This window comes from Hymenobacter negativus, assembly GCF_017571495.1.
GTDB lineage: Bacteria > Bacteroidota > Bacteroidia > Cytophagales > Hymenobacteraceae > Hymenobacter > Hymenobacter negativus.
This window is the reverse complement of record NZ_JAGETZ010000005.1, coordinates 150,462-169,905: the sequence shown is the minus strand read 5'-3', so window position 1 is coordinate 169,905 and position 19,444 is coordinate 150,462. Positions and strand designations below refer to the sequence as shown.

At 59.2% G+C, this 19,444-nt stretch carries 14 protein-coding genes; 10 read left to right on the top strand and 4 right to left on the bottom strand.

The features are described 5' to 3' along the window. The first annotated feature begins 65 nt into the window (after nt 1-65). Nucleotides 66-1,157: an ATP-binding protein gene (locus tag J4E00_RS13130; protein WP_208175629.1), complete on the top strand. Its 1,092-nt coding sequence runs from the start codon at nt 66-68 to the stop codon at nt 1,155-1,157. A 281-nt stretch (nt 1,158-1,438) separates the two neighbouring features. On the opposite strand, the gene J4E00_RS13125 is transcribed toward J4E00_RS13130, so the two are convergent. Further along, on the bottom strand, nt 1,439-2,083 hold the full coding sequence (locus J4E00_RS13125) for a response regulator transcription factor (RefSeq protein WP_208175628.1): 645 nt from the start codon (nt 2,081-2,083) through the stop codon (nt 1,439-1,441). Nucleotides 2,084-2,855: 772 nt separating this feature from the next. On the opposite strand from J4E00_RS13125, the gene J4E00_RS13120 reads away from it, so the two are divergent. Next, nucleotides 2,856-5,420 (top strand): PAS domain-containing protein, encoded by a 2,565-nt coding sequence (locus tag J4E00_RS13120; RefSeq protein WP_208175627.1) that lies wholly within the window; start codon nt 2,856-2,858, stop codon nt 5,418-5,420. A 47-nt stretch (nt 5,421-5,467) separates the two neighbouring features. Here the strand turns inward: J4E00_RS13120 and J4E00_RS13115 are convergent, their stop codons facing one another. Continuing rightward, entirely contained in the window at nt 5,468-6,061 is a 594-nt protein-coding gene (locus J4E00_RS13115) for a TMEM175 family protein (RefSeq protein WP_208175626.1), read from the bottom strand. An 88-nt stretch (nt 6,062-6,149) separates the two neighbouring features. After that, nucleotides 6,150-6,929 (bottom strand): alpha/beta fold hydrolase, encoded by a 780-nt coding sequence (locus J4E00_RS13110; RefSeq protein ID WP_208175625.1) that lies wholly within the window; start codon nt 6,927-6,929, stop codon nt 6,150-6,152. A gap of 260 nt (nt 6,930-7,189) precedes the next feature. On the opposite strand from J4E00_RS13110, the gene J4E00_RS13105 reads away from it, so the two are divergent. Then, a complete protein-coding gene (locus tag J4E00_RS13105; RefSeq protein ID WP_208175624.1) occupies nt 7,190-9,442 on the top strand; it encodes a histidine kinase dimerization/phosphoacceptor domain -containing protein in 2,253 nt (750 codons plus the stop codon). A gap of 169 nt (nt 9,443-9,611) precedes the next feature. Here J4E00_RS13105 and J4E00_RS13100 read toward each other — a convergent pair whose 3' ends face one another. Next, on the bottom strand, nt 9,612-12,149 hold the full coding sequence (locus J4E00_RS13100; RefSeq protein WP_208175623.1) for a sigma 54-interacting transcriptional regulator: 2,538 nt from the start codon (nt 12,147-12,149) through the stop codon (nt 9,612-9,614). Between the two features lie 256 nt (nt 12,150-12,405). On the opposite strand from J4E00_RS13100, the gene J4E00_RS13095 reads away from it, so the two are divergent. The 7 genes from J4E00_RS13095 to J4E00_RS13065 all read left to right on the top strand — a co-directional run bounded on the left by J4E00_RS13095 (nt 12,406) and on the right by J4E00_RS13065 (nt 19,306). After that, entirely contained in the window at nt 12,406-13,296 is an 891-nt protein-coding gene (locus J4E00_RS13095; protein ID WP_208175622.1) for an AraC family transcriptional regulator, read from the top strand. Nucleotides 13,297-13,487: 191 nt separating this feature from the next. Continuing rightward, complete coding sequence (locus J4E00_RS13090) at nt 13,488-14,870, top strand: FAD-containing oxidoreductase (protein ID WP_208175621.1); 1,383 nt, start codon at nt 13,488-13,490, stop codon at nt 14,868-14,870. Between the two features lie 175 nt (nt 14,871-15,045). Further along, nucleotides 15,046-15,405 carry a hypothetical protein gene (locus tag J4E00_RS13085; RefSeq protein ID WP_208175620.1) on the top strand — a complete coding sequence of 120 codons (360 nt, stop codon included), beginning with the start codon at nt 15,046-15,048 and terminating at the stop codon, nt 15,403-15,405. A gap of 589 nt (nt 15,406-15,994) precedes the next feature. Then, nucleotides 15,995-16,816 (top strand): alpha/beta fold hydrolase, encoded by an 822-nt coding sequence (locus J4E00_RS13080; protein WP_208175619.1) that lies wholly within the window; start codon nt 15,995-15,997, stop codon nt 16,814-16,816. Nucleotides 16,817-17,128: 312 nt separating this feature from the next. After that, entirely contained in the window at nt 17,129-17,746 is a 618-nt protein-coding gene (locus J4E00_RS13075) for an alpha/beta hydrolase (protein WP_208175618.1), read from the top strand. A 57-nt stretch (nt 17,747-17,803) separates the two neighbouring features. Further along, nucleotides 17,804-18,301: a MaoC family dehydratase gene (locus J4E00_RS13070; protein WP_208175617.1), complete on the top strand. Its 498-nt coding sequence runs from the start codon at nt 17,804-17,806 to the stop codon at nt 18,299-18,301. A 69-nt stretch (nt 18,302-18,370) separates the two neighbouring features. Next, entirely contained in the window at nt 18,371-19,306 is a 936-nt protein-coding gene (locus J4E00_RS13065; RefSeq protein WP_208175616.1) for a ring-cleaving dioxygenase, read from the top strand. The last annotated feature ends 138 nt before the right edge of the window (nt 19,307-19,444 follow it).

Genomic DNA, 19,444 nt, shown 5'->3' with positions numbered 1-19,444 from the left:
TGGGCTCCGAACCTGGCTAGCAGCCACTGGGTATTATGCCAATCCTTATTCCCACCGCTGTTGCGATGCTACCTTTTGCCTCGTTCCTGCTGGACCAGGCCGAAACCAGTCCGCATGTTCATTTTCTTTATGACCCTGCCGCCGGGCGCGTGCTATTTGTGAATGCGGCCTACGAGCTGACATTCCATGGCCAGCGGGCTCACGTCAACGATGAGCTGCCGGGCCTGCTGGCCCGCCTCCACCCCGACGACCTTTCCATCCTGCACCAGCTGTGGCAGCGCTGGCGCAACGATGCCCTGACCGACGAAGTAGAAATACGCTTACAAACCACCGGCCAGCCTGACCAGTGGTTTTGCCTGCTGCCGCACCACTACCAGGATGCGGACGGGCACGTGCTACTGGGCGGGATGTTGCGCGATGTGAGCACGGCCCGACGCCACCGGGAAAACAGCGACGAATTCAACACCAAGAAGAACACCGTGCTGGGTATTCTGGCCCATGACCTAGCCGGTTTCTTTGCGCTGTTGCAGCAGCTCACGCAGTACATTCAGGAGGAAATGAGTGAGCAGGTCAACACGCGGGTGCCCGAAATGCTGGCCCTGATGCAGACCACCAGCCAACGCGGCGTGGCCTTGGTTCATGACCTGATTGACCAGGAATTCCTTGCCTCGGCAGCCGTGGAGCTCAAGCGCGAGCGGGTAGACCTGCGCGAACGGGTTCGGCACTGCCTGGAGACGTTTCAGCGCGCACCGGGCCGTGAGGCGCGGCACGTCAGCTTTGAGCTCCCCACCGAACCGGTATATGCCGAAGTAGATGCCAACAAGCTGCTGCAAGTAGTGAGTAACCTGGTAACCAATGCGCTCAAGTTCACCCCCGACGAGGGCCACGTGACTGTGAAAGTGGAGCCCTGCGCGGGATACGTGCGCATTGCAGTGGTTGATGAAGGCATTGGCATTCCGGCTGCCTTGCAGGCGCGCCTGTTTGAGCGGTTCACGCCGGCCCGCCGACTAGGCCTGCGCGGCGAGCCTACTACCGGCCTGGGTTTGTGGCTGTGCAAAACCATTGTAGAGCTGCACAAGGGCAGGCTCACCGTGACCAGCAACGAGGGATTAGGCAGCACTTTTACCGTTGAGCTGCCAGACAGCACCGACCAGTAAACACCCCTGCAGCAGCACGGTAGCGGCCATACTGGCCACTTGTAAGCGGGCGAGCGGGATGCCACGCCTCGGCCCGACTACGCAGCAGTTGTAGCAGTGGTGGTCCCAGACTGGTTTTCATATTGAAAATGAGAGCCGTGATAAAGAAGCACCGGCGAACGGCCACAACACCGCTTAGAAAATAAATGTAATGACTATTACACTGTCATGGCACATAAGCCATTGGACATGAGAAGGAAGAGTCAACAATACTCTTCACAACTCCTGCTACTCTTTTTCTATCAGGCCACCAGGCCTTCGCTCACGGCAAAGCGGATGAGCGAGGCTGTGTTTTTCATCTGGGTTTTGGCGATGATGTTCTGGCGGTGGGTTTCAATGGTGCGCTTGCTGGTGAACAGCTTATCGCCTATCTCCCCGTTGGTCAGCCCTTCGGCAATGAGCTGAAGCACTTCGGTTTCACGCTTGGAAAGGGTAGTTTTCGCTTCGGGATTTATTGGCTCGTTCATCTCGGACCGCAGCTTGTGTAGCGCCGCAAAGCCCGCTTCGGAACACAGAAAAGGCCGGCCCGCCGCCACCGTCCGGATGCCGTGCACGATTTCATCCAGCCCGGCGCTTTTGAGCAGGTAGCCTGCCGCACCCGCATCCAGCATCCGGGAAATATACTCTGTGCCGGCCAACATGCTCAGCACCAATACCTGCACCTCGGGGTAATGCTCCTGGAGCTGCTGGGCCGTTTCGGGACCGTCCATGCCGGGCATGTTGATGTCGAGCAGCACCACATCGGTGGGTGCGTTGGGCAGCTGTTCCAGCAGCTCCAAGCCGTTGCTGGCTTCCCCCACAACGCTCAGACCGGGCTGGTCGGCCAGCAACGAGTGCAGGCCGGTACGCAGCACGGTGTGGTCATCAACCAAAAAAACGCGAATCATGAGCGGGAAGATTAAGGAGAACAGCTGCATACGCCACACTGGTCGTCAATCTGTCGCAGTAGCATTTTGGTCAAATAATAATTTAAGTTTAACGGGTAGTAGCAGTAGGTCAACTGTAGTTGAAGAAATACGGAGAAGAAAACGGTTGTTGTGCCGCCGGGCTTTTGCAAGGAATTCAGTGCACTGTCATCGGCTTGCGAAGAGCTAGGAATAGCTGCTTATGAGAAGCCTATCAGCAATTGCGGTGGCGAAAAAACCCACGCTCAGCGCCCTGGCAAACCAGCACATTCGCGCGTGACTACCCCTCATAAAAATCAGTATTTATACATGTAACCCTGGCTGCTTTCAGTGTCGGAGTTGGTGCTGCCCAACCAGACGGGCCGAAGCCCTGCTCCATCGTTTGAACGGTGGCCGCTTGGCTGCTATACGGGAAGTTTCCGCCTTTCATTACTGTTAGCCAACGTGCTGAAAACGTGCAAACGGCGCTTTAGGCCCTTATTATCTTTCGGTTGGCGGGATGAATTGGGCAGGCCAAGGAGCTCGGCACTTCGTATGCTAGGCAGCATCCGCAAACGGCTGGGATGAATAAAATGCTGCTCGGCTCTAAATCAACGACTGGCAAGTTTGCTGCTTCATAAGTCCTTAACTTACGGCACGTTCCTTGGGAAGCTGCCTGGGACGTCATCGGTAAAAAGAGGTGGTACGCTGCCATGCCGGGGCCTTCTGGAATTTCATCTGCTACGGTGCCGCCCGTAGCTACTCTCTGCCTCACATGTCCGTTGTCCCTTCCCAATCCAGCCTGCCGCAACCTGTTGCATCTCCCCAACCGCACCCGCCTGAGCAGCTGCCGGAGCGGGTATTTCAGGCCATGCCGTGGGGCGTGCTGGCCCTGGACCGGCAGGGCGTGCTGCGGCTGCTAAACCCCTACGCCGAGCAGTTGCTGGGGCTTCAGGCCGCCACTGTGCTGGGCCAGCCCCTGGCCCAAGCCCTGCCGGCTAATCTGCCGGCCACGCTGGCGCAGGCCCTGCACGAGGCCAACACTGCGGCCGAGCCCGTGACGGGTAGGTTCTTTTTGCCGCACCGCGAGCAGTGGATTGAAATGACGACCACCCCTGGCCCGAACGAGGTGCTGGTGTATTGGCAGGACATCACCCAGCTCATGAACCAGCACCAGCAGTACCAGGCGCTGGCCGAAAACACACCCGACGTGCTCACCCGCTGGGGTCCCGACCTGCGGCTGCGCTATGCCAATCCCGCCCTAGCCGCCCAAACCGGCCAGCAGGTAGCTGCGCTGCTGGGCAAAACCTTTAGCGAGATGGGCGCGCCGGAGGCCATTGCCGGGCCCTACATGGCCAAGCTACAAGGCGTCTTCGAAAGCCGCCAGCCCGCCGACCACTTCACTGCCTTCCCAACGCCGGGGGGCGAGCGGTACTACCACTCACGTCTGGTAGCCGAACTGCACGACGGGCAGGTGCACACCGTGTTGGCCATTGCCCGCGACATGACGGAGCTGCAACAAGCTACCAGTGAGCTTCAGCAAAGCAAGGAGCTGCTCGAGGCCGTGTTTAGCAGCTCGACGCTGGCGCTGCATGTGCTGCGCAGCGTCCGCGACCCGGCCGGCCAGCTGGTGGACTTTGAGTCGGTGCTTGCCAATGCCAGCGCCGAGCAGATGGCCGGCGGCCCCACCGTTGGCCAGCGCATGTTGGTCGACTGGCCTACCACGAAAAGCATCGGGCTGTTCGACCACCTGGTGCACACCATCGAAACCGGCCAGCGCCTCGACCTGGAGCAACACTACGAAGGCGAGGGCTTTCAGGGCTGGTACCGCTGGACGGCCGAGCGCTTGGGCGACTATGCCGTGATGATGATTGAGGACGTTACGGTTCGTAAAAATGCCGAGCAGGAGCTGCGCCAGGCCCACGAGCAGCTAAACGCCATTTTTGAGGCAGTGCCGGTGCAGCTGGGCTACTATTACGCCGTGCGCGACGACCAGAACCAGCTCACGGACCTGCGCTCGGCCACCGTCAATGAGGCATCTGTGACGCGGATGCGGATGCCCAACGACGCCAGCGGGCAGTTGATGTCGGTGCAGCTGCCGGGCCTGCGCGAGCTGCCAGTCTGGCAAACCATTGGGCAAGTGGTAGCCACTGGCCAGCCCCAACGCTTCGAGCTATACCACAACTTTGGCTCGGCCGGCATGTGGTTTGATGTGCTGTATACCCGCCTTGGCGATGGTCTGATTTCAGCCTCACTCGACATCACCACCCGCAAGCAGATGGAGCAGGAGTTGCGCGACAGCCAGCAACTGCTTCAGGCCGTGTTCGATGCTACCCTCGACAGCCTGGAAGTGCTACGCAGCGTGCGCGATGCCGACGGGCAGTTGGTGGATTTTGAATGGGTGCTCACCAATGCCGCCGCTCACCGCCTCCTGCAACGCACCGACCTGGTAGGCAAACGCCTGCTGACGGAGGAGCCCGAGATGCAGGCCAACGGCGTGTTTGCAAGGCTGGAGCAGGTGGTACTCGGGCAACCCGCCGATTTTGAGCTGCTTTACCCGCAAGGTGGTGTGGAGCAGTGGTTTCACGTAGCGGCCGCGCCGCTGGGCGATGGCCTGGTGACGTCTTGGCATAATATCACAGCCCGCAAACAAGCTACGGTCGAGCTGCTCCGCTTGGAGCAAGCCCAGCAGCAGCGGCTGGCCAATGCCGTGCTCGATGCCCAGGAAGTGGAGCGGGCCCGCATTGCCGAAGGCCTGCACAATGGCCTGGGCCAGGTGCTCTACGCCGTGCAGCTACGCCTGAGCCAGCTTAGCGCCGCCCTCGATGGCGTGGCCTTCGCCCGTGGCAAGCGCCAGGCCGAAGAGCTGCTGCAGGCGGCCATTTCCGAAACCCGCACGCTCTCGCACCAGCTTACGCCCACTGTGCTGGCCGACTTTGGCCTGGCCACAGCTGTGCGCCAAATCTGCCAGGATTCGGGCGCCCCGGGGCGGCGCTTGCAGTACTCGGGCACCGAGCTGCCACCGCTGCCACTACCGCTAGCGCTGGCCCTCTACCGCATGGCCCAGGAGCTGGTTACCAACGTGGTGCAGCATGCCAACGCCACCGAGACACGCCTGCACCTGACCGCGCAAAATGGCTGGCTGGAAATGCAAGTCGATGACAATGGCCGCGGCTTCGACCCTGCCCTCCCCCGCCCCGACCGCCGGGGCCTCAGCGCCCTGCGCGACCGGGTGCAGCTTCTCAACGGTGAGCTGACCGTAACATCTTCGGCCGATGATGGCACGCACGTTCGCATCCGCGTGCCACTGGAAGCTATAGCCGCCAGACCATCAGCCTGAGGCCCATGACCAAGCTTTCCAGCAGCTTTTACCCGCGTTGCTTCCGCCTATAAGTTTTGAGTCTTGGCATTGGCTGCTGTGTGGTCGATGCGGCGCTCGGGAACGAGCCAGAGCAAGGCCACGCCTACGTAAATTCCACCGGCCACCCAGGCACTCCAGAAGCTGGCCGCGATGCCCAGGCTGTAGAACAGCGGCGAAAGCCGGGCCTTCCAGTTGCGGGCCGCTGCCTGCGCCAGTGGGGAATCAGGCTCGTTGGCTTCGACCAAACGGGTTTGTAGTACGCGAAAGGTCAGGGAGGACATGAACAGCACGAAACCATAAACGGCCAGCGTAGCTGCGGAAAAGCGGTTCTCGCCCATCCAATCGGTAGCAAAGGGCACCAGCGACAGCCAGAACAACAGGTGCAGGTTGGGCCACAGCACACGGCCGTTGATTTTGGTCACGCCACCGAGCAAATGATGGTGATTATTCCAGTAAATGCCCACGTATACAAAACTCAGTACATAACTCAGAAATACGGGCAGTAGAGGCTTCAGCGCTGCAAACTCCCCACCGTGGGGCAGTTTTATTTCCAGCACCATGATGGTGATGATGATGGCAATAACGCCGTCGCTGAAGGCTTCAATGCGGTTTTTGTTCATGGGAATCTGGTAGTACAATTGGTCAAAAAGCAGAAATCCACCCCTACGATGAGGCATCGCAGGAGTGGACTTTCGGAGCAGAAGCTTCCTACTTCACTACCAGCTTACTGGCGGCTTCCATAATCACGGCGGCCACCTTTCCGGGCTGGGCCAGCATGGCGACGTGGCTGCAAGGCAGGGTTGTGGTGGTAGCCTTCATCTTTTTGGCCAGCGTACGCTCCAGGTCGGGATTAATCATGCGGTCGTTGGCGGCCACGATGTACCACGACGGCTTGGTTTTCCAGGCGGCTTGGGTGATTTTTTCCTTCAGGGCAGAAAACGCCTGCGGGCCTTGCACCGAGATGAGCACCTGCTGCTCGGTCTTGGTCAAATCCTGGGCAAAATCCTCCATAATGCCTTTCGGCGACATGCTCACGAAGCCTTGGGCATCGGGGCGAATTTCGTCGTTGCCGGGCGTGGCCGGGGCCGTTTGCACCAGCTCCAGAAACGACTGTCCTTCCTCGGGCGCGGCGGCGGCTATGTATACCAGGCCGGATACTTTGGGGTCGTTGCCGGCTTCAGTGATGACCACGCCGCCCCAGGAATGGCCCACGAGCAGCACAGGGCCGTCCTGCAAGGCGATGGCGCGCTTGGTGGCAGCCACGTCATCGGCCAGCGACGTGAGCGGGTTTTGCACGGCCGTGACGTGGTAGCCTTTGGCTTGCAGCAGCGGGATGACTTTGGCCCAGCTGGAACCGTCGGCCCAGGTGCCGTGCACGAGCACAATGTTTTTGATACCCGCGCCGGGAGCGGTGGTTTCTTCCATAGGAGTACTGGCCATGAGCAGGCCGGATAAGGTGCCGATGAGGGCGAGGGTGAGGATTTTCATGAGAGTGGGCTAATTGTTCAACGACCAGCTGCAACGGTGTGGCCACATCATTGCAACTAACTCAAAAGGCCTTTTATAAACGAGAAACAAATTGACCTTCAGGTGGTAGCCTTGGCAGACTCCGCGCTTAATTCCTCTGCAAACGTAGTGGCCTACTTGGCCTGGCCTGCGGTAAAAAACCCGGCTTGCACGGTACTTTCGGCGCAATTCAATTGCCGACCCTAGTTACCTTGAGAAATAGGTGCTACTTCGCCTTCCTGATGGTTTTGTCCCGCTTCCTTGGTTTGCTGTTTTTGCTCTGGCTGCTGGCCGCTGGCTTCCCCAGCCGGGCCGAGTCCATTTGCCCGTGGCTGAGCCCACGCCAGGCCGACAGCCTGCGCAGGCAGCTGCAAAACAGCCGGCCCGACACCAACCGGGTGAAAGCACTGCTGCAGCTGAGCCAGAACCTTGTCACGCAATTTGATGAGGTGGAAAGCGAGTTGGGGCCGGCCCTGCCCTACGCCAAGCAGGCTGCCCAGCTCAGCGAGGCCCTGCATTTTGAGGCCGGACGCATTGGCAGCCTATACATTTTGGGCCAAATCCGTCACTACACAGACCACATGGCGGCCGCCGATAGCCTGTTCCGGCGCGGCATTGCCCTCAGCCAACGCGTGGGCAACCATCGCCTCGAGGGATTTGGCTGGTTCTGGCTGGGCGATATGTATGAGCAAACTGACCCCACTAAGCTTGCCTACTGGCAGCGGGCGCGACAGTTATTCCGGCAGGCCCGGGACAAGGTGGACGAGGCTTACACCCTGAAAACCATCGCTGATGTGCACCAGGGACAGGGGCACCCGGAGCAGGCCATCCGCGAGTTGCTGGAGGTAGAAAGTCTGTATCGGGCAACTGGTCATCGCAAGCTACTCTATACCTATGACTTGCTGGCCGCTACCTATCGGCAGCTGGGCGACTACAAAGAGGCGTTGCGCTACAGCAAAGCCGCGCTGGATAATGCGCAGGCTGTGCACGATACTATCATCATCGGTTCATTATATGTGCGGCTGGCCCTCGTGCATCGGGAGCTGACGCAGTACCCGGATGCCCTGGTGTATTACCGTAAAGCCCTGGCCAACATGCAGCAAAGCGGAAGTTCGATGAACGTTGTTACCATTGCGGGGGGCATCGTCCGGATTCTGGTTGTTCAGCACCGCGCGCCCGAAGCACTGGCTTTTTTTACGCGTACAACCAGGACGTATGCTTCTGATAATCCGCGCGTGATTGAGCGCATCGCCGATTATATGGTCGAGCTGCACTGCGCCCTAGGGCACCCAGCACTAGCCGAGCCTTACGCCAGGCAGATGGTGGCTTTTCTCAACACCGGCACGGCTGATAAGAGCGAGCGCACCTCCATCTACCTCACACTGGGCAAGTTTTACCTGCTCACGCGGCGCTACGAACTGGCCCGCCAATACCTCCGGCAGGGCGAGGAGCTGAACCGCGCTGGCGGCTCGGTGCTGTACCTGGCCCAGATGCATCTGCTTCTATTCAAGGCCGACTCGGCGCAGGCCCGGTTTCCGGCGGCCCTTGCGCACTACCAACGCTACAAATTGCTGACGGACTCGGTGTTCAACGAGCGTAAAGCCAAGCAGCTGGCCAGCCTGGAAATTCAGTACGACACCCGCAAAAAAGAGCAGAATATTGCCCTGCTCACCCACCAAACACAGGTGCAGCAGGCTAGCCTGCGCCAGCGCGATTTCCAGCGCAATACGTTGGTAATTGGAACGTTGCTGCTGCTGGCCCTCCTGGGCCTGGGCTACAACCGCTACCGCCTCAAGCAGCGCGCAGCCCGGCTGCTGGAAGCAAAGCAGGCCGAAATCAACCACAAAAACCAGTCGCTCCAGCACTTACTCGTCGAGAAAGACTGGATGCTGAAGGAAATCCATCACCGCGTCAAAAACAACCTCGAAGTCATCAGCAGCCTGCTCGAAACCCAGGCCGACTACCTGCGCGACCCGGCCGCGCTGGCCGCGCTGCGCGAAAGCCAGAACCGCGTGCACGCCATGGCCCTCATCCACCAGAAACTCTACCAGTCCCATAATATGGCGGTGGTAAACATGGCCAGCTACATTCGTGAAATTGCCGAGCACCTCCTCGATTCCTTTGATTGCCAGAGCACTGTGCGCCTTAACTTTGCCCTCACTCCCATTGCCCTGGATGTTACCATTGCCACGCCGCTGGGCCTGCTACTCAACGAGGCCCTGACCAATGCGCTGAAGTATGCCCACCCGTACCCGCAGCCCGGCCGCCTTCGAATTGAGTTATCTGAGGTTGGTTTTCAGCGCTTCCGGTTGATTATTGAAGATGATGGTCCGGGCTTCCCACCCGGCTTTGAACTGGAAAACAACAGCACCATGGGCCTCACCATTATGCGCGGGCTAAGCCAGCAGCTCGACGGTGCCCTCAGCATCACTCAAACCCCTGGCGTGCGTATTTGCCTTGATTTTCAAGCAGTGGCCAGTGCTGCACTGGTCTAGGAAATGAGTCCAAGTAGCAGTTGTTCAGAACTATTCAAAAGAGCCGTCATGCGAAGCTGAGCTTGCTGAAGCATCAATACTGCTTCGTCTGGCTCCCCAAGGGCTGGGCGTGAGGCCCTACGATAGAACGAAGCGGCCTGCCCGTCCTACCTAAACAGGCTCTCATTTGTCAGCGGCGGCCGGCGGCCATGCCCGCCCCAACGTTGATTTCCAGCTTTTTCATGCGCGATTCCAGCGTGGTGGGTTTCACGTTGAGCAACTCGGCCGCGCCGCCCTGCCCCCGAATGCGGTTGTTGGACTGTGCCAACGCGGCCAGGATGGTTTCGCGCATGGCATCCTGCATCGACTTCACCGGGCCGGATGCAGCAACCACCGACGGCAACGCACTGCCAACCAGCGGCTCATTAAGCTCCAGGGTGGCCGAGCGAGCCATGATGGCAGCCCGTTCGAGCACGTGTTCCAACTCCCGAATATTGCCGGGCCACGGGTAATGCAGCAACTGCTGACGCATGGAATTCGACAGGCCGGTGAGCGGCTTGCCCAGCTTTTTGCTGATTTTTTGCAGGAAATGCACCGTGAGGGGCATGATGTCTTCCGGTCGCTCGCGCAGCGGCGGTACCAGGATGGGGAAGACGTTGAGCCGGTAAAACAGGTCGGAGCGGAAGCGTCCGGCGGCTATTTCTTCCTGCAGGTTGCGGTTGGTAGCCGCGATGATGCGCACGTCCACCACAATCGGTCCCTTGCCCCCGATGCGCTCAATTTCCTTTTCCTGGAGCACGCGCAGCAGCTTGGCTTGCAGCTCCACCGGCAGCTCCCCAATTTCATCCAGAAAAATGGTGCTGCCGTGGGCCAGTTCAAATTTACCAATGCGCTTATCCATTGCCCCGGTAAAGCTGCCGCGCTCATGCCCAAAGAGCTCCGATTCAATCAATTGTGGCGGCAGTGCGGCACAATTCACCTTCACCATGGTGCGAATTTTGCGCGCCGAAAGGTTGTGCACGGCCCGCGCAATCAGCTCTTTGCCGGTGCCCGTTTCGCCGGTTATCAGCACCGTATAGTCGGTGGGAGCAACCTGCCCAATGCTATTGAAAACCGTTAGCAGCGCCGGACTGGCCCCAATGATTTCTTCAAAATTGTGGCTGATTTTGAGCTCCTCGCTCAGATAGGTTTTTTCCTGTTCCAGCTGCTCGCTCAGTAGCTTAATGCGCTCAAACGCCAACAGGTTTTCCAGCGCCACGGCCAGCTCGCTGCCCAGGCTTTGCAGCACCTCCAGGTCTTTGGCAGTGAAGGCATACGCTGCTTTGCTGGCCACGGCCAGGGCGGCCACCAACTCGCCCTTCAGGCTGATGGGCACATACATGAATGACCGCAGCCCCAGCCGCTTGCCATAGCGCTGGCCAACCGGATTGCGACGGTGCGCTTCCAGAGCTTGCCGGCCCACGTAAAGCGTCGGCTGCGGCGGCCAGGATGCGGCGGCCAGTGGCAGCCACTCGACGGGCGAAGTGGCCGGCAGCTCTGCTTCTTCCTGCGTCAGGGCCTCAAAAAGACCTTCGGTCTTTTGCACCGTCACGTCGAAAGGCGCCACGCTGCTCATTGTCATCCCCACCCGGCACATGCTGAGCAAGTCGACGCCGGGCAGCACCTCGTTGATGGCATCGGCCACCGCCGGCGCTATTTCCCGCATGGTTTTACCATTCTGAAAGGCGCTGGAAATAGCCAGCTCGGCGGTTTTTAGTCGGCGGCGGGCGTCTATTTCCTCGCAGGCCAGCAGGTTGTCGAGCGCCAGGGCAATCTGCGAAATAATGAGGCCTATCGACTCATAGTCAGCCGGCTCAAAGCTCTCGGCTCCCGTGCGGGCCAGCTGCAGGTTGGTCACAGAGCGCCGCTTCAGCACCACCGGCAGCACCAGTAGCGACCGCACCCCAAACGTGTTGCGGATAGCGCGGGCCGTGAGGTACTTGGCGCACAGCTCCTCAAAGGCAAGCCCGGTAAAGATGCCCGGCTGTTCGCCAAGTTGGTCGGGGGTTTCCTGCGTCAGCTTTTCCAGCAGGTCGTCGGAAGCATCGGCCCCCAACAGCACCGGCAAATGAATGCGCTCGAACGTGCCGAGGGCCGTTTTGCGCAACATCACCCAGTAGAACGACTGCTCTTCGGGCAGGGTGATGCGCAGGTTGAAAAAGGAAAATGGCACCAGCTTATCAATCTGATCAGCAATTGCTAAGCACAGCTGGTCACGGTCGTGCAGCGTAATAATGGCATTGTTGACGGCTACCTGAATCTGCTGCTGCTGGCGCAGCTTGGCTTCCTCGCTGTGGGCGTGACGGTAGCGGGCTATTTCGAGGGTAGTGAGGACGTCTTTGGCCCGGAAAGGCTTGTTGAGAAAGCCGAAGGGTTGGGTCACTTTCGCGGTTTCCAACACGCTATCGGAGAGGTTGGCGGAGAGATAAACGAACGGAATGTGCTGCGCATTCAGCCACCCTGCCAGGTCGATTCCAGTCTGCTCCCCCTTGAGGAAGATGTCGAGCAGCACGATGTCCGGCAGCTTTTTAGCTAATAGCTCACGGGCTTCGGGCACCGATTTGGCCAGGCCAATCACCTGGTAGCCAGCCTTCGTCAGAATCCGCTGCAAGTTGTTGGCAATCACGAATTCATCCTCAACGATGAGGATGCTGGCAGCAGGAGCAAGTTCGGTATGAGATACTAGCATAAGCACGAAAGCGGCCTCGGCATGACTTCGAGAGTAGCTTTCCGGCGAAGGTACGAAACGGCCCAAGCGCCTCCGATGAAGCCTCCGAAATGTCGGAGTCTCCAATTATTCGGAGGTAAGTGAGGAATGTTATATCGTCAGTAAAATTATTTAAATCACTGAAGTTTAGAATAATGCATTTCATAATACTCTTACAGTTCTGCTTGGCACTGGGTTGGTAACGGTTGGGCCTCATCCTTACTAACTCTGCATTGCTATGAAATGCCACATTCAGCACGAACCTCTGATAGTTGAGGAATTTAAAACCACCGCGTGGACCAACCCAGGCCACTTGCGGAACCACTTCGAACTCATAAGCATCCGAAAGGGCAGCGGCACCTATGTTGTTAATAACCAGCATACGCGTTATATGGTAGGCAGCCTGTTTTTACTGGGGCCAGCCGATTCCTACTCCTTCGCCATCGAGCAGCCGACTGAGTTTGGCGTGCTCCGATTCACGGAGGCTTACCTGAAAGACCTGACGGCCAATGGCATCCATCCCAGGACCTGGCAGCTGCTCCGCGACTACACGCTGCACGCCTCGCTGGGCCTGGGCGGCAGCATCATACTCAATACTGCTGAACGACAGCACCTTGATACCTTGTTCACCATCCTGTTTGCGGAGTACAGCAACCGGGGCCAACTCTTCAACGACACGCTGGCCGAGTCGCTGATGGGAGCCGTGCTGAGCTTTGTTGGCCGGCAGCTTACGGGAAATGTAGGGGTTACACCGCCGGTACCGTCGCATGCGGGCGGCTTTGTGCAGCGGTTGCTGGCGCACATTCGGCGGCACATCTCGCAGCCCGACTGCCTGCGGGTAGAGCGACTAGCGGCCGAATTTGCCTACTCGCCTAAGCACCTGAGCGCGCTTTTTAAGCAGGAAACCGGCGAGTCGCTGCGCCAATACATCCTGCGCTACAAGCTCAAACTGGTCGAAACCAGGCTGCTATTGAGCACGCTCACCATCTCACAAATTGCAGATGAGCTGGCCTTTACTGATGTGTGCCACTTGAACAAGCTGTTCAAAAAGCACTACGATACCACACCCACCGACTATCGCCGCCACTTGGCCACCCTACCTCCATCAGCGCATGAGTATGGCGCCTGATTGAAAAGCCAATGCGCCCCGAGGCCCACAGAAGCGGCGGAGGTAATGGCGGTAGTCAACAGCTTTCACGCCGTGTTTCGCAGTGAATTCAGGCAGCATTCGGGAACGGTTAGTAAAGTACGGTCAGGCTGCGCTCGGCCTGACCGTACTTTTGGGGTCATTAATCCACTGCTCAACCCCACTCCTGCTTCATGAACCATTCCTTTGATGCGCTGATTATTGGGGCCGGCCAGGCGGGCCCGTCGCTGGCTGGCCGGCTTACGGCCGCTGGCTGGACAGTAGGATTTGTGGAGCGACAGAACTTTGGCGGAACCTGCGTGAATACCGGCTGCACACCCACCAAGGCCATGATTGCCAGCGCTAAGGCGGCGCACACCATACGCCAGGCAGCAAAGTACGGCTTGGAGCCAGCCGGCGAGCTGAAGGTGGATTTGGCGAAAGTCAAAGCCCGTAAAGACGGCATTGTGGCGGCATCGCGCACCGGCCTGGAGAAGTGGCTGCGGCAGATGCCAGGGTGCACCGTATTCAGCGGCACCGCCCGGTTTTTATCGTCCAAGTCCATGCAGGTAGGCGACGAGGTACTGGAAGCCAAGCATATCTTCCTGAACGTGGGCGGCCGGCCCGCCAGGCCGGCGCTGCCCGGCATCGACCAGGTACCGTACCTGACCAGCAGCACGATATTGCAGCTGGAAGAGCTGCCGACGCATTTGATTGTAGTGGGAGCGGGCGCTGTAGGACTAGAGTTTGCCCAGCTATTCCGGCGGCTGGGCTCGCAGGTCACTATTGTGGAACGCAACGTACGCCTGCTGCCGCACGACGATGAAGACGTGGCAACGGCCGTGGCCGAAATTCTTACCAGCGAAGGAATTACCCTACGGCTGGGAGCCGAATGCATCAGCCTGGGGCAGGAAAACGGCCAGCCGGTAGTGCACGTCAGTTGTGAGCAAGACCCGGCTTCAAGCCAGGGCTCGCACTTGCTGCTGGCGATGGGCCGCCAGCCCAATACCGACGATTTGGCGCTGGAAAAAGCGGGCTTGCAAGTCGATAAGCACGGCTTCATTCCGGTCGATGAAGAGCTGCAAACAGCCGTGGCGGGCATTTGGGCGCTGGGTGACTGCAACGGCCGGGGCGCATTTACCCACACGGCCTACAATGACTTTGAAATAGTGGCGGCCAACCTGCTCGACCACGGCCAGCGCCGCGTGAGCGACCGGATGCCGGTATCAGCCATTTACGTCGACCCACCCTTTGCCAAAGTCGGCCAGACGGAAGCTGAGCTACGTGCGGCCGGCACACCCTTTCTGGTAGGCAAGCGGCCCATGACCAAGGTGGGCCGGGCCACCGAAAAAGGCGAAACGCAGGGCTTTATGAAGGTACTGGTGCATGCCGAAACCGACCAGATTCTGGGGGCCAGCATCGTGGGCGTGGGTGGCGACGAGGCCATTCACTGCATCATTACGGCCATGTACGCCCGGCAAACGGCGGCTTTTATGCGGAGCAATGTCTTCATCCACCCCACCGTGGCGGAGCTGATTCCAACGTTGTTTGGGGAGCTGAAGCCCTTGGTTGGCTAGGGCAAGCGGCTGGCATACCAAACGTGTCTCCCAAGGCTCATTCCAATTATATACCACAGATTTTCAGAGCATTATAAGCAATTACGGATTAGACTTCAGGCGTACCAGAGCATTAGCTAGCAACTCCTGATTAGCCAGTGTTACAAGTCCCAATAGCAATCGGTGGAAACGCATTATGCAAGTTGACAGAACACAGATTGACACAGAATCAGAAGATGACGGCCTTTTTTCCGTCACGTTCTGGTTCGATAAAAGCACAGTGCCGGGATTTGTCACGATTGCCAGGGATGAGCTGGAAGAACCTGACGTCATTTATTTTGAGGCGGAAGACCAGATGCACGTTTTCAAGACGGACAAGCTGGCTTATTTAATCAGTGGCAATAGTATCACATTCGACCTTTTCAACGACTTGTCCAATGCTTTTTTCTGGACTACTTTGAGGACGTTCTCACTTGATGTCGCCAGCGAAGACCTCGCCGATGTGACGCAATGCCTAGAGCGGATTTTTGAGCTTGGTCGAAAACTCGACATGTAGCGTTGCGCACTGGCGAGGTCAGCCAACGATGGCAGCCGTTCTGTTTCGATGACATCAGGCGCTCATTGTGCGGTTCTTGTTCGGATGCTTTGGGGACGACTTCTGGTATCGCGGCAGCCGCCTTAGCGGGCTGGGTTGCATGGCCATGTGGGGGGCACGGTGGTCGGAGCGGCCGCCTTCATTTTCTTAATTGGGCGGCGCTCCCGGTCGGGGCCAACTATGCAGCTGCCGGCAGCCACGACGTAGCAGCTGGACCACTTCATAAGCCAGGAAAAAGCGAGCACCGTTACCGCTGCAAACCTACGGCGTTGGGTGAGCGGCGCAGCGGTAAAAAAGCCGGAATAAACGGTACGTTTGAGGCCAGCACACCCGGCAGCTTACTAGCCTGGCTGGGGCCCGGGGCGAGGCAGGCCTGCGAAACATCAGGTAAAGGCCTGGGGCAATCCGTTGAAAATACCGCGAAAGCCGGGCTTTTTACCGTGGAGCTAACACGATGAGTTGGTAGCTTTGCCTTCAGTCAAGGCTCGCTGCCGGCGCAGTAGCTGGAGCAGCCACAACATCTTTCCAACCCCATTTAAAACAACGAGTTATGCCTAAGCTAACGGTAAAAGACGGTACTGAAATCTACTACAAGGACTGGGGCACGGGCCAGCCCTTGTACTTCCACCACGGGTGGCCGCTGTCGAGCGATGATTGGGACGCTCAGATGATGTTTTTCCTGACCAAGGGCTACCGCGTTATCGCGCACGACCGGCGCGGGCACGGCCGCTCGTCGCAATCGCCCAACGGCCACGACATGGACACCTACATCGCCGATGTAGCCGAGCTAACCGCCCACCTCGACCTGAAGAATGCCGTCCACATTGGTCACTCGACCGGCGGCGGCGAAGCCATCCACTACGCAGCCCACGCCGAACCCGGCCGCGTGGCCAAGGTGGTGCTGGTGAGTGCCGTAACGCCCGTGATGGTGCAGGGTCCCAACAATCCCGATGGCGTGCCAATGTCGATATTCGATGAAATCCGCGAGGGTACGGCCACCAATCGCGCCCAATACTACACGGATTTTTCCATCCCATTCTATGGCTTCAACCGCGAAGGCGCCACGGTGAAGCAGGGCCTGCGCGACAACTGGTTCCGGCAGGGCATGAGCGGCGGGGCCAACGCCCACTACTACGGCATCAAGGCCTTTTCGGAAACCGATTTTACCGAGGATTTGAAAAGCGTAGACATCCCGGTGCTGGTGCTGCACGGCGAAGACGACCAGATTGTGCCCTTCCACGTGAGCGCCGCCAAGGCCATCAAGCTGCTCAAGCACGGCAAGCTCATCTCTTACCCCGGCTTCCCCCACGGCATGCCCGCCACCGAAGCCGCCACCATCAACGCCGACCTGCTGGCATTCATTGAGTCTTAGGCCGGTTTCGGCATCAGTGGCGATAGCGCTTCTGTGCTGCCTGGCAGTCGTTCCAAGACGCGAACTGAAAGTTCGCGCTACTGCCTAGTCAGTACATTGATGCTAAAACTGCACAAGGTCGTTTCTAGGCGACTATCTCACTTGAAACGACTGTGAGCAATGAAAGAAATACCGTGTTGAGCTGGCCAAAGCATCCTTACCGGAAAGCGCTGTAGCGGCATGGCGGTGAGCATGCTTTGGCCAGCTCAGCACGGTATTTCTTGTGTTACACCGCTTTTCATTCTTGCCGGTTTCGCATCCGGTTCTGCTTTTATGCACCAGGAACCCATCCGCACCGCTGGCAAACCGCTGGCCAGCGCCGCCAAAGCCCTCATTATGCTCCATGGCCGGGGCGGCAGCGCGGCCGATATCCTTTCACTGGCTCCGCATCTGCACGTTCAGGATTATGCCCTGCTGGCCCCCCAGGCCACCCAAAACACCTGGTACCCAAACTCCTTCCTAGCCCCGCCCAGCCAAAACGAGCCCTGGCTTACCGACGCGCTGGCGGCCGTGGGCCGGGCCGTAGCCGCCGCAGAAAGCGCCGGTATTGCGAAGGAGAATATCTATTTCCTGGGCTTTTCGCAGGGTGCTTGCCTTACCCTGGAATACGTGGCGCGCCACGCGGGCCGCTACGGTGGCGTGGTTGCCTTCACCGGCGGCGTCATCGGCGACCGGGTGTACCTCGACCACTACACCGGCGACTTCCTCGGCACGCCCATCTTCCTCGGCACCAGCGACCCTGACCCGCACGTGCCCGTGGAACGTGTGCACGCCTCCACGGCCCTCCTCACCAGCCTGGGCGCCGCCGTGACCGAGCAGATATACCCGCGCATGGGCCACACCATTTCGCAAGAAGAAATCGACGTGGCCAATACCATCATTTTCGTCTGAACGCGGAGCGGCTGCCAGCCACTCGGTGCTACTCACTCCCTTCCAACCCTCTGAGCCATGGCAACTGAAACCGTCGCCCCAACACCCTTTAACACCCTGGATTTCCTCGTGGTGCCGGCCCGCACCTTCGAGCAATTGCAGCTTGGCGAAATCTTCCGCGCCCCCAGCCGTACGCTGACCGATGCGCATTCGGCCGCCTTCCAAACGGTGTCGTGCGACAACCATCCGGTGCATTACGATGCCGAATGGGCCCGCCGGCACGGCCACTCGGCGCCGGTGGTGCACGGCTTGCAGGTACTGGCCTTCACTGCGCCGGGCGCAACGCTGTTTCCGCACGTCATCGGCGAGGTCTTTATTGCGTTTACGGAGCTGTCGTGCAAGTTTTTGGGCGAAGTCCACTCCGGCGACACGCTGTATCCGGCACTGGAAATAACCGACCTCGTGCCGCACGGTGAAACCGGCACCGTGGTGACGGCCGCCACCGTACACAACCAGCGCGGCGAGCTGGTGCTGTCCGGGCAGCATAAGTACCTGTTGCGCACCACGGCTAAGTAGCTTTTGCTATCGTGCAGCGCGCGGCAAAGCACAACGGCCCTGTGCCACCCACCCACTCATTCTCTTCTTATGGAACCACGCATTTTAGGCCTGCACCACGTCACGGCCATTGCCGGCAATGCTCAGCGCAACTACGATTTTTACACCCGGGTCCTCGGCCTGCGCTTCATCAAGAAGACCGTCAATTTCGACGACCCCAGCACCTACCACTTCTACTTTGGCGATGAGCATGGCTCGGCGGGCACCATTCTCACGTTCTTTCCGTGGGAGCACATCACCACCGGGCGGCGCGGCACCGGGCAGGCCACCGAAATTGGCTACTCGGTGCCAGCCGGCAGCTTCGATTTCTGGATGAAGCGCTTTGAGGCCAACGGCGTGACCTACAACAAGCCGAGCGAGAAATTCGGCGAGCAGTACCTCACCTTCCTCGACCCCGACGGGCTGAAGCTGGAGCTGATTGCATCGAAAACCGACGACTCGCGCACACCCTGGACCACGCCCGAAGTTGGGGCCGAAGCAGCCACCAAGGGCTTTCACACCGTCACGCTCACCCTGGCCAGCATCAAGGCCACGGCCGAAATCCTGACCGATGTATTCGGCTACACGCTGCTGGAACAGCACGTGAACCGCTACCGCTACGTGACCGATGCGGTGCAAAACGCAGCCTACATCGACCTGGTGGAAGTACCCGGCGAGGCCCGCAGCGTCACGGCCGGCGGCTCGGTGCACCACGTGGCCTTCCGCGTGAAGGACGACGAGGCCGAACTGTTTATCCGCAAAAAGCTGATTGAAAAAGGCCTGCAGCCCACCCCGCAAATTGACCGCGACTATTTCCACTCGGTGTACTTCCGGGAGCCGGGCGGCGTACTGTTTGAAATTGCCACTGAAAACCCCGGCTTCACCGTCGATGAGCCGCTGGCCGAGCTGGGCACGCACCTCATGCTGCCCAAGCAGCACGAGCACCGCCGCAAGCAGTTGGAAGCCAGCCTGCCGCCCATCAAGTAGCCACTGCATCTCCAGCTGCTTTTTGGCCTTGCCCGCGAAAAGCTTGCTGGTTGTTGGCGGCCCAGCTAAAAACCCACTCCCGGGCCGGTTCGGGGAGTGGGTTTTTAGTTGGGCCATTCCGGTAGCGCGGGGCTGTTG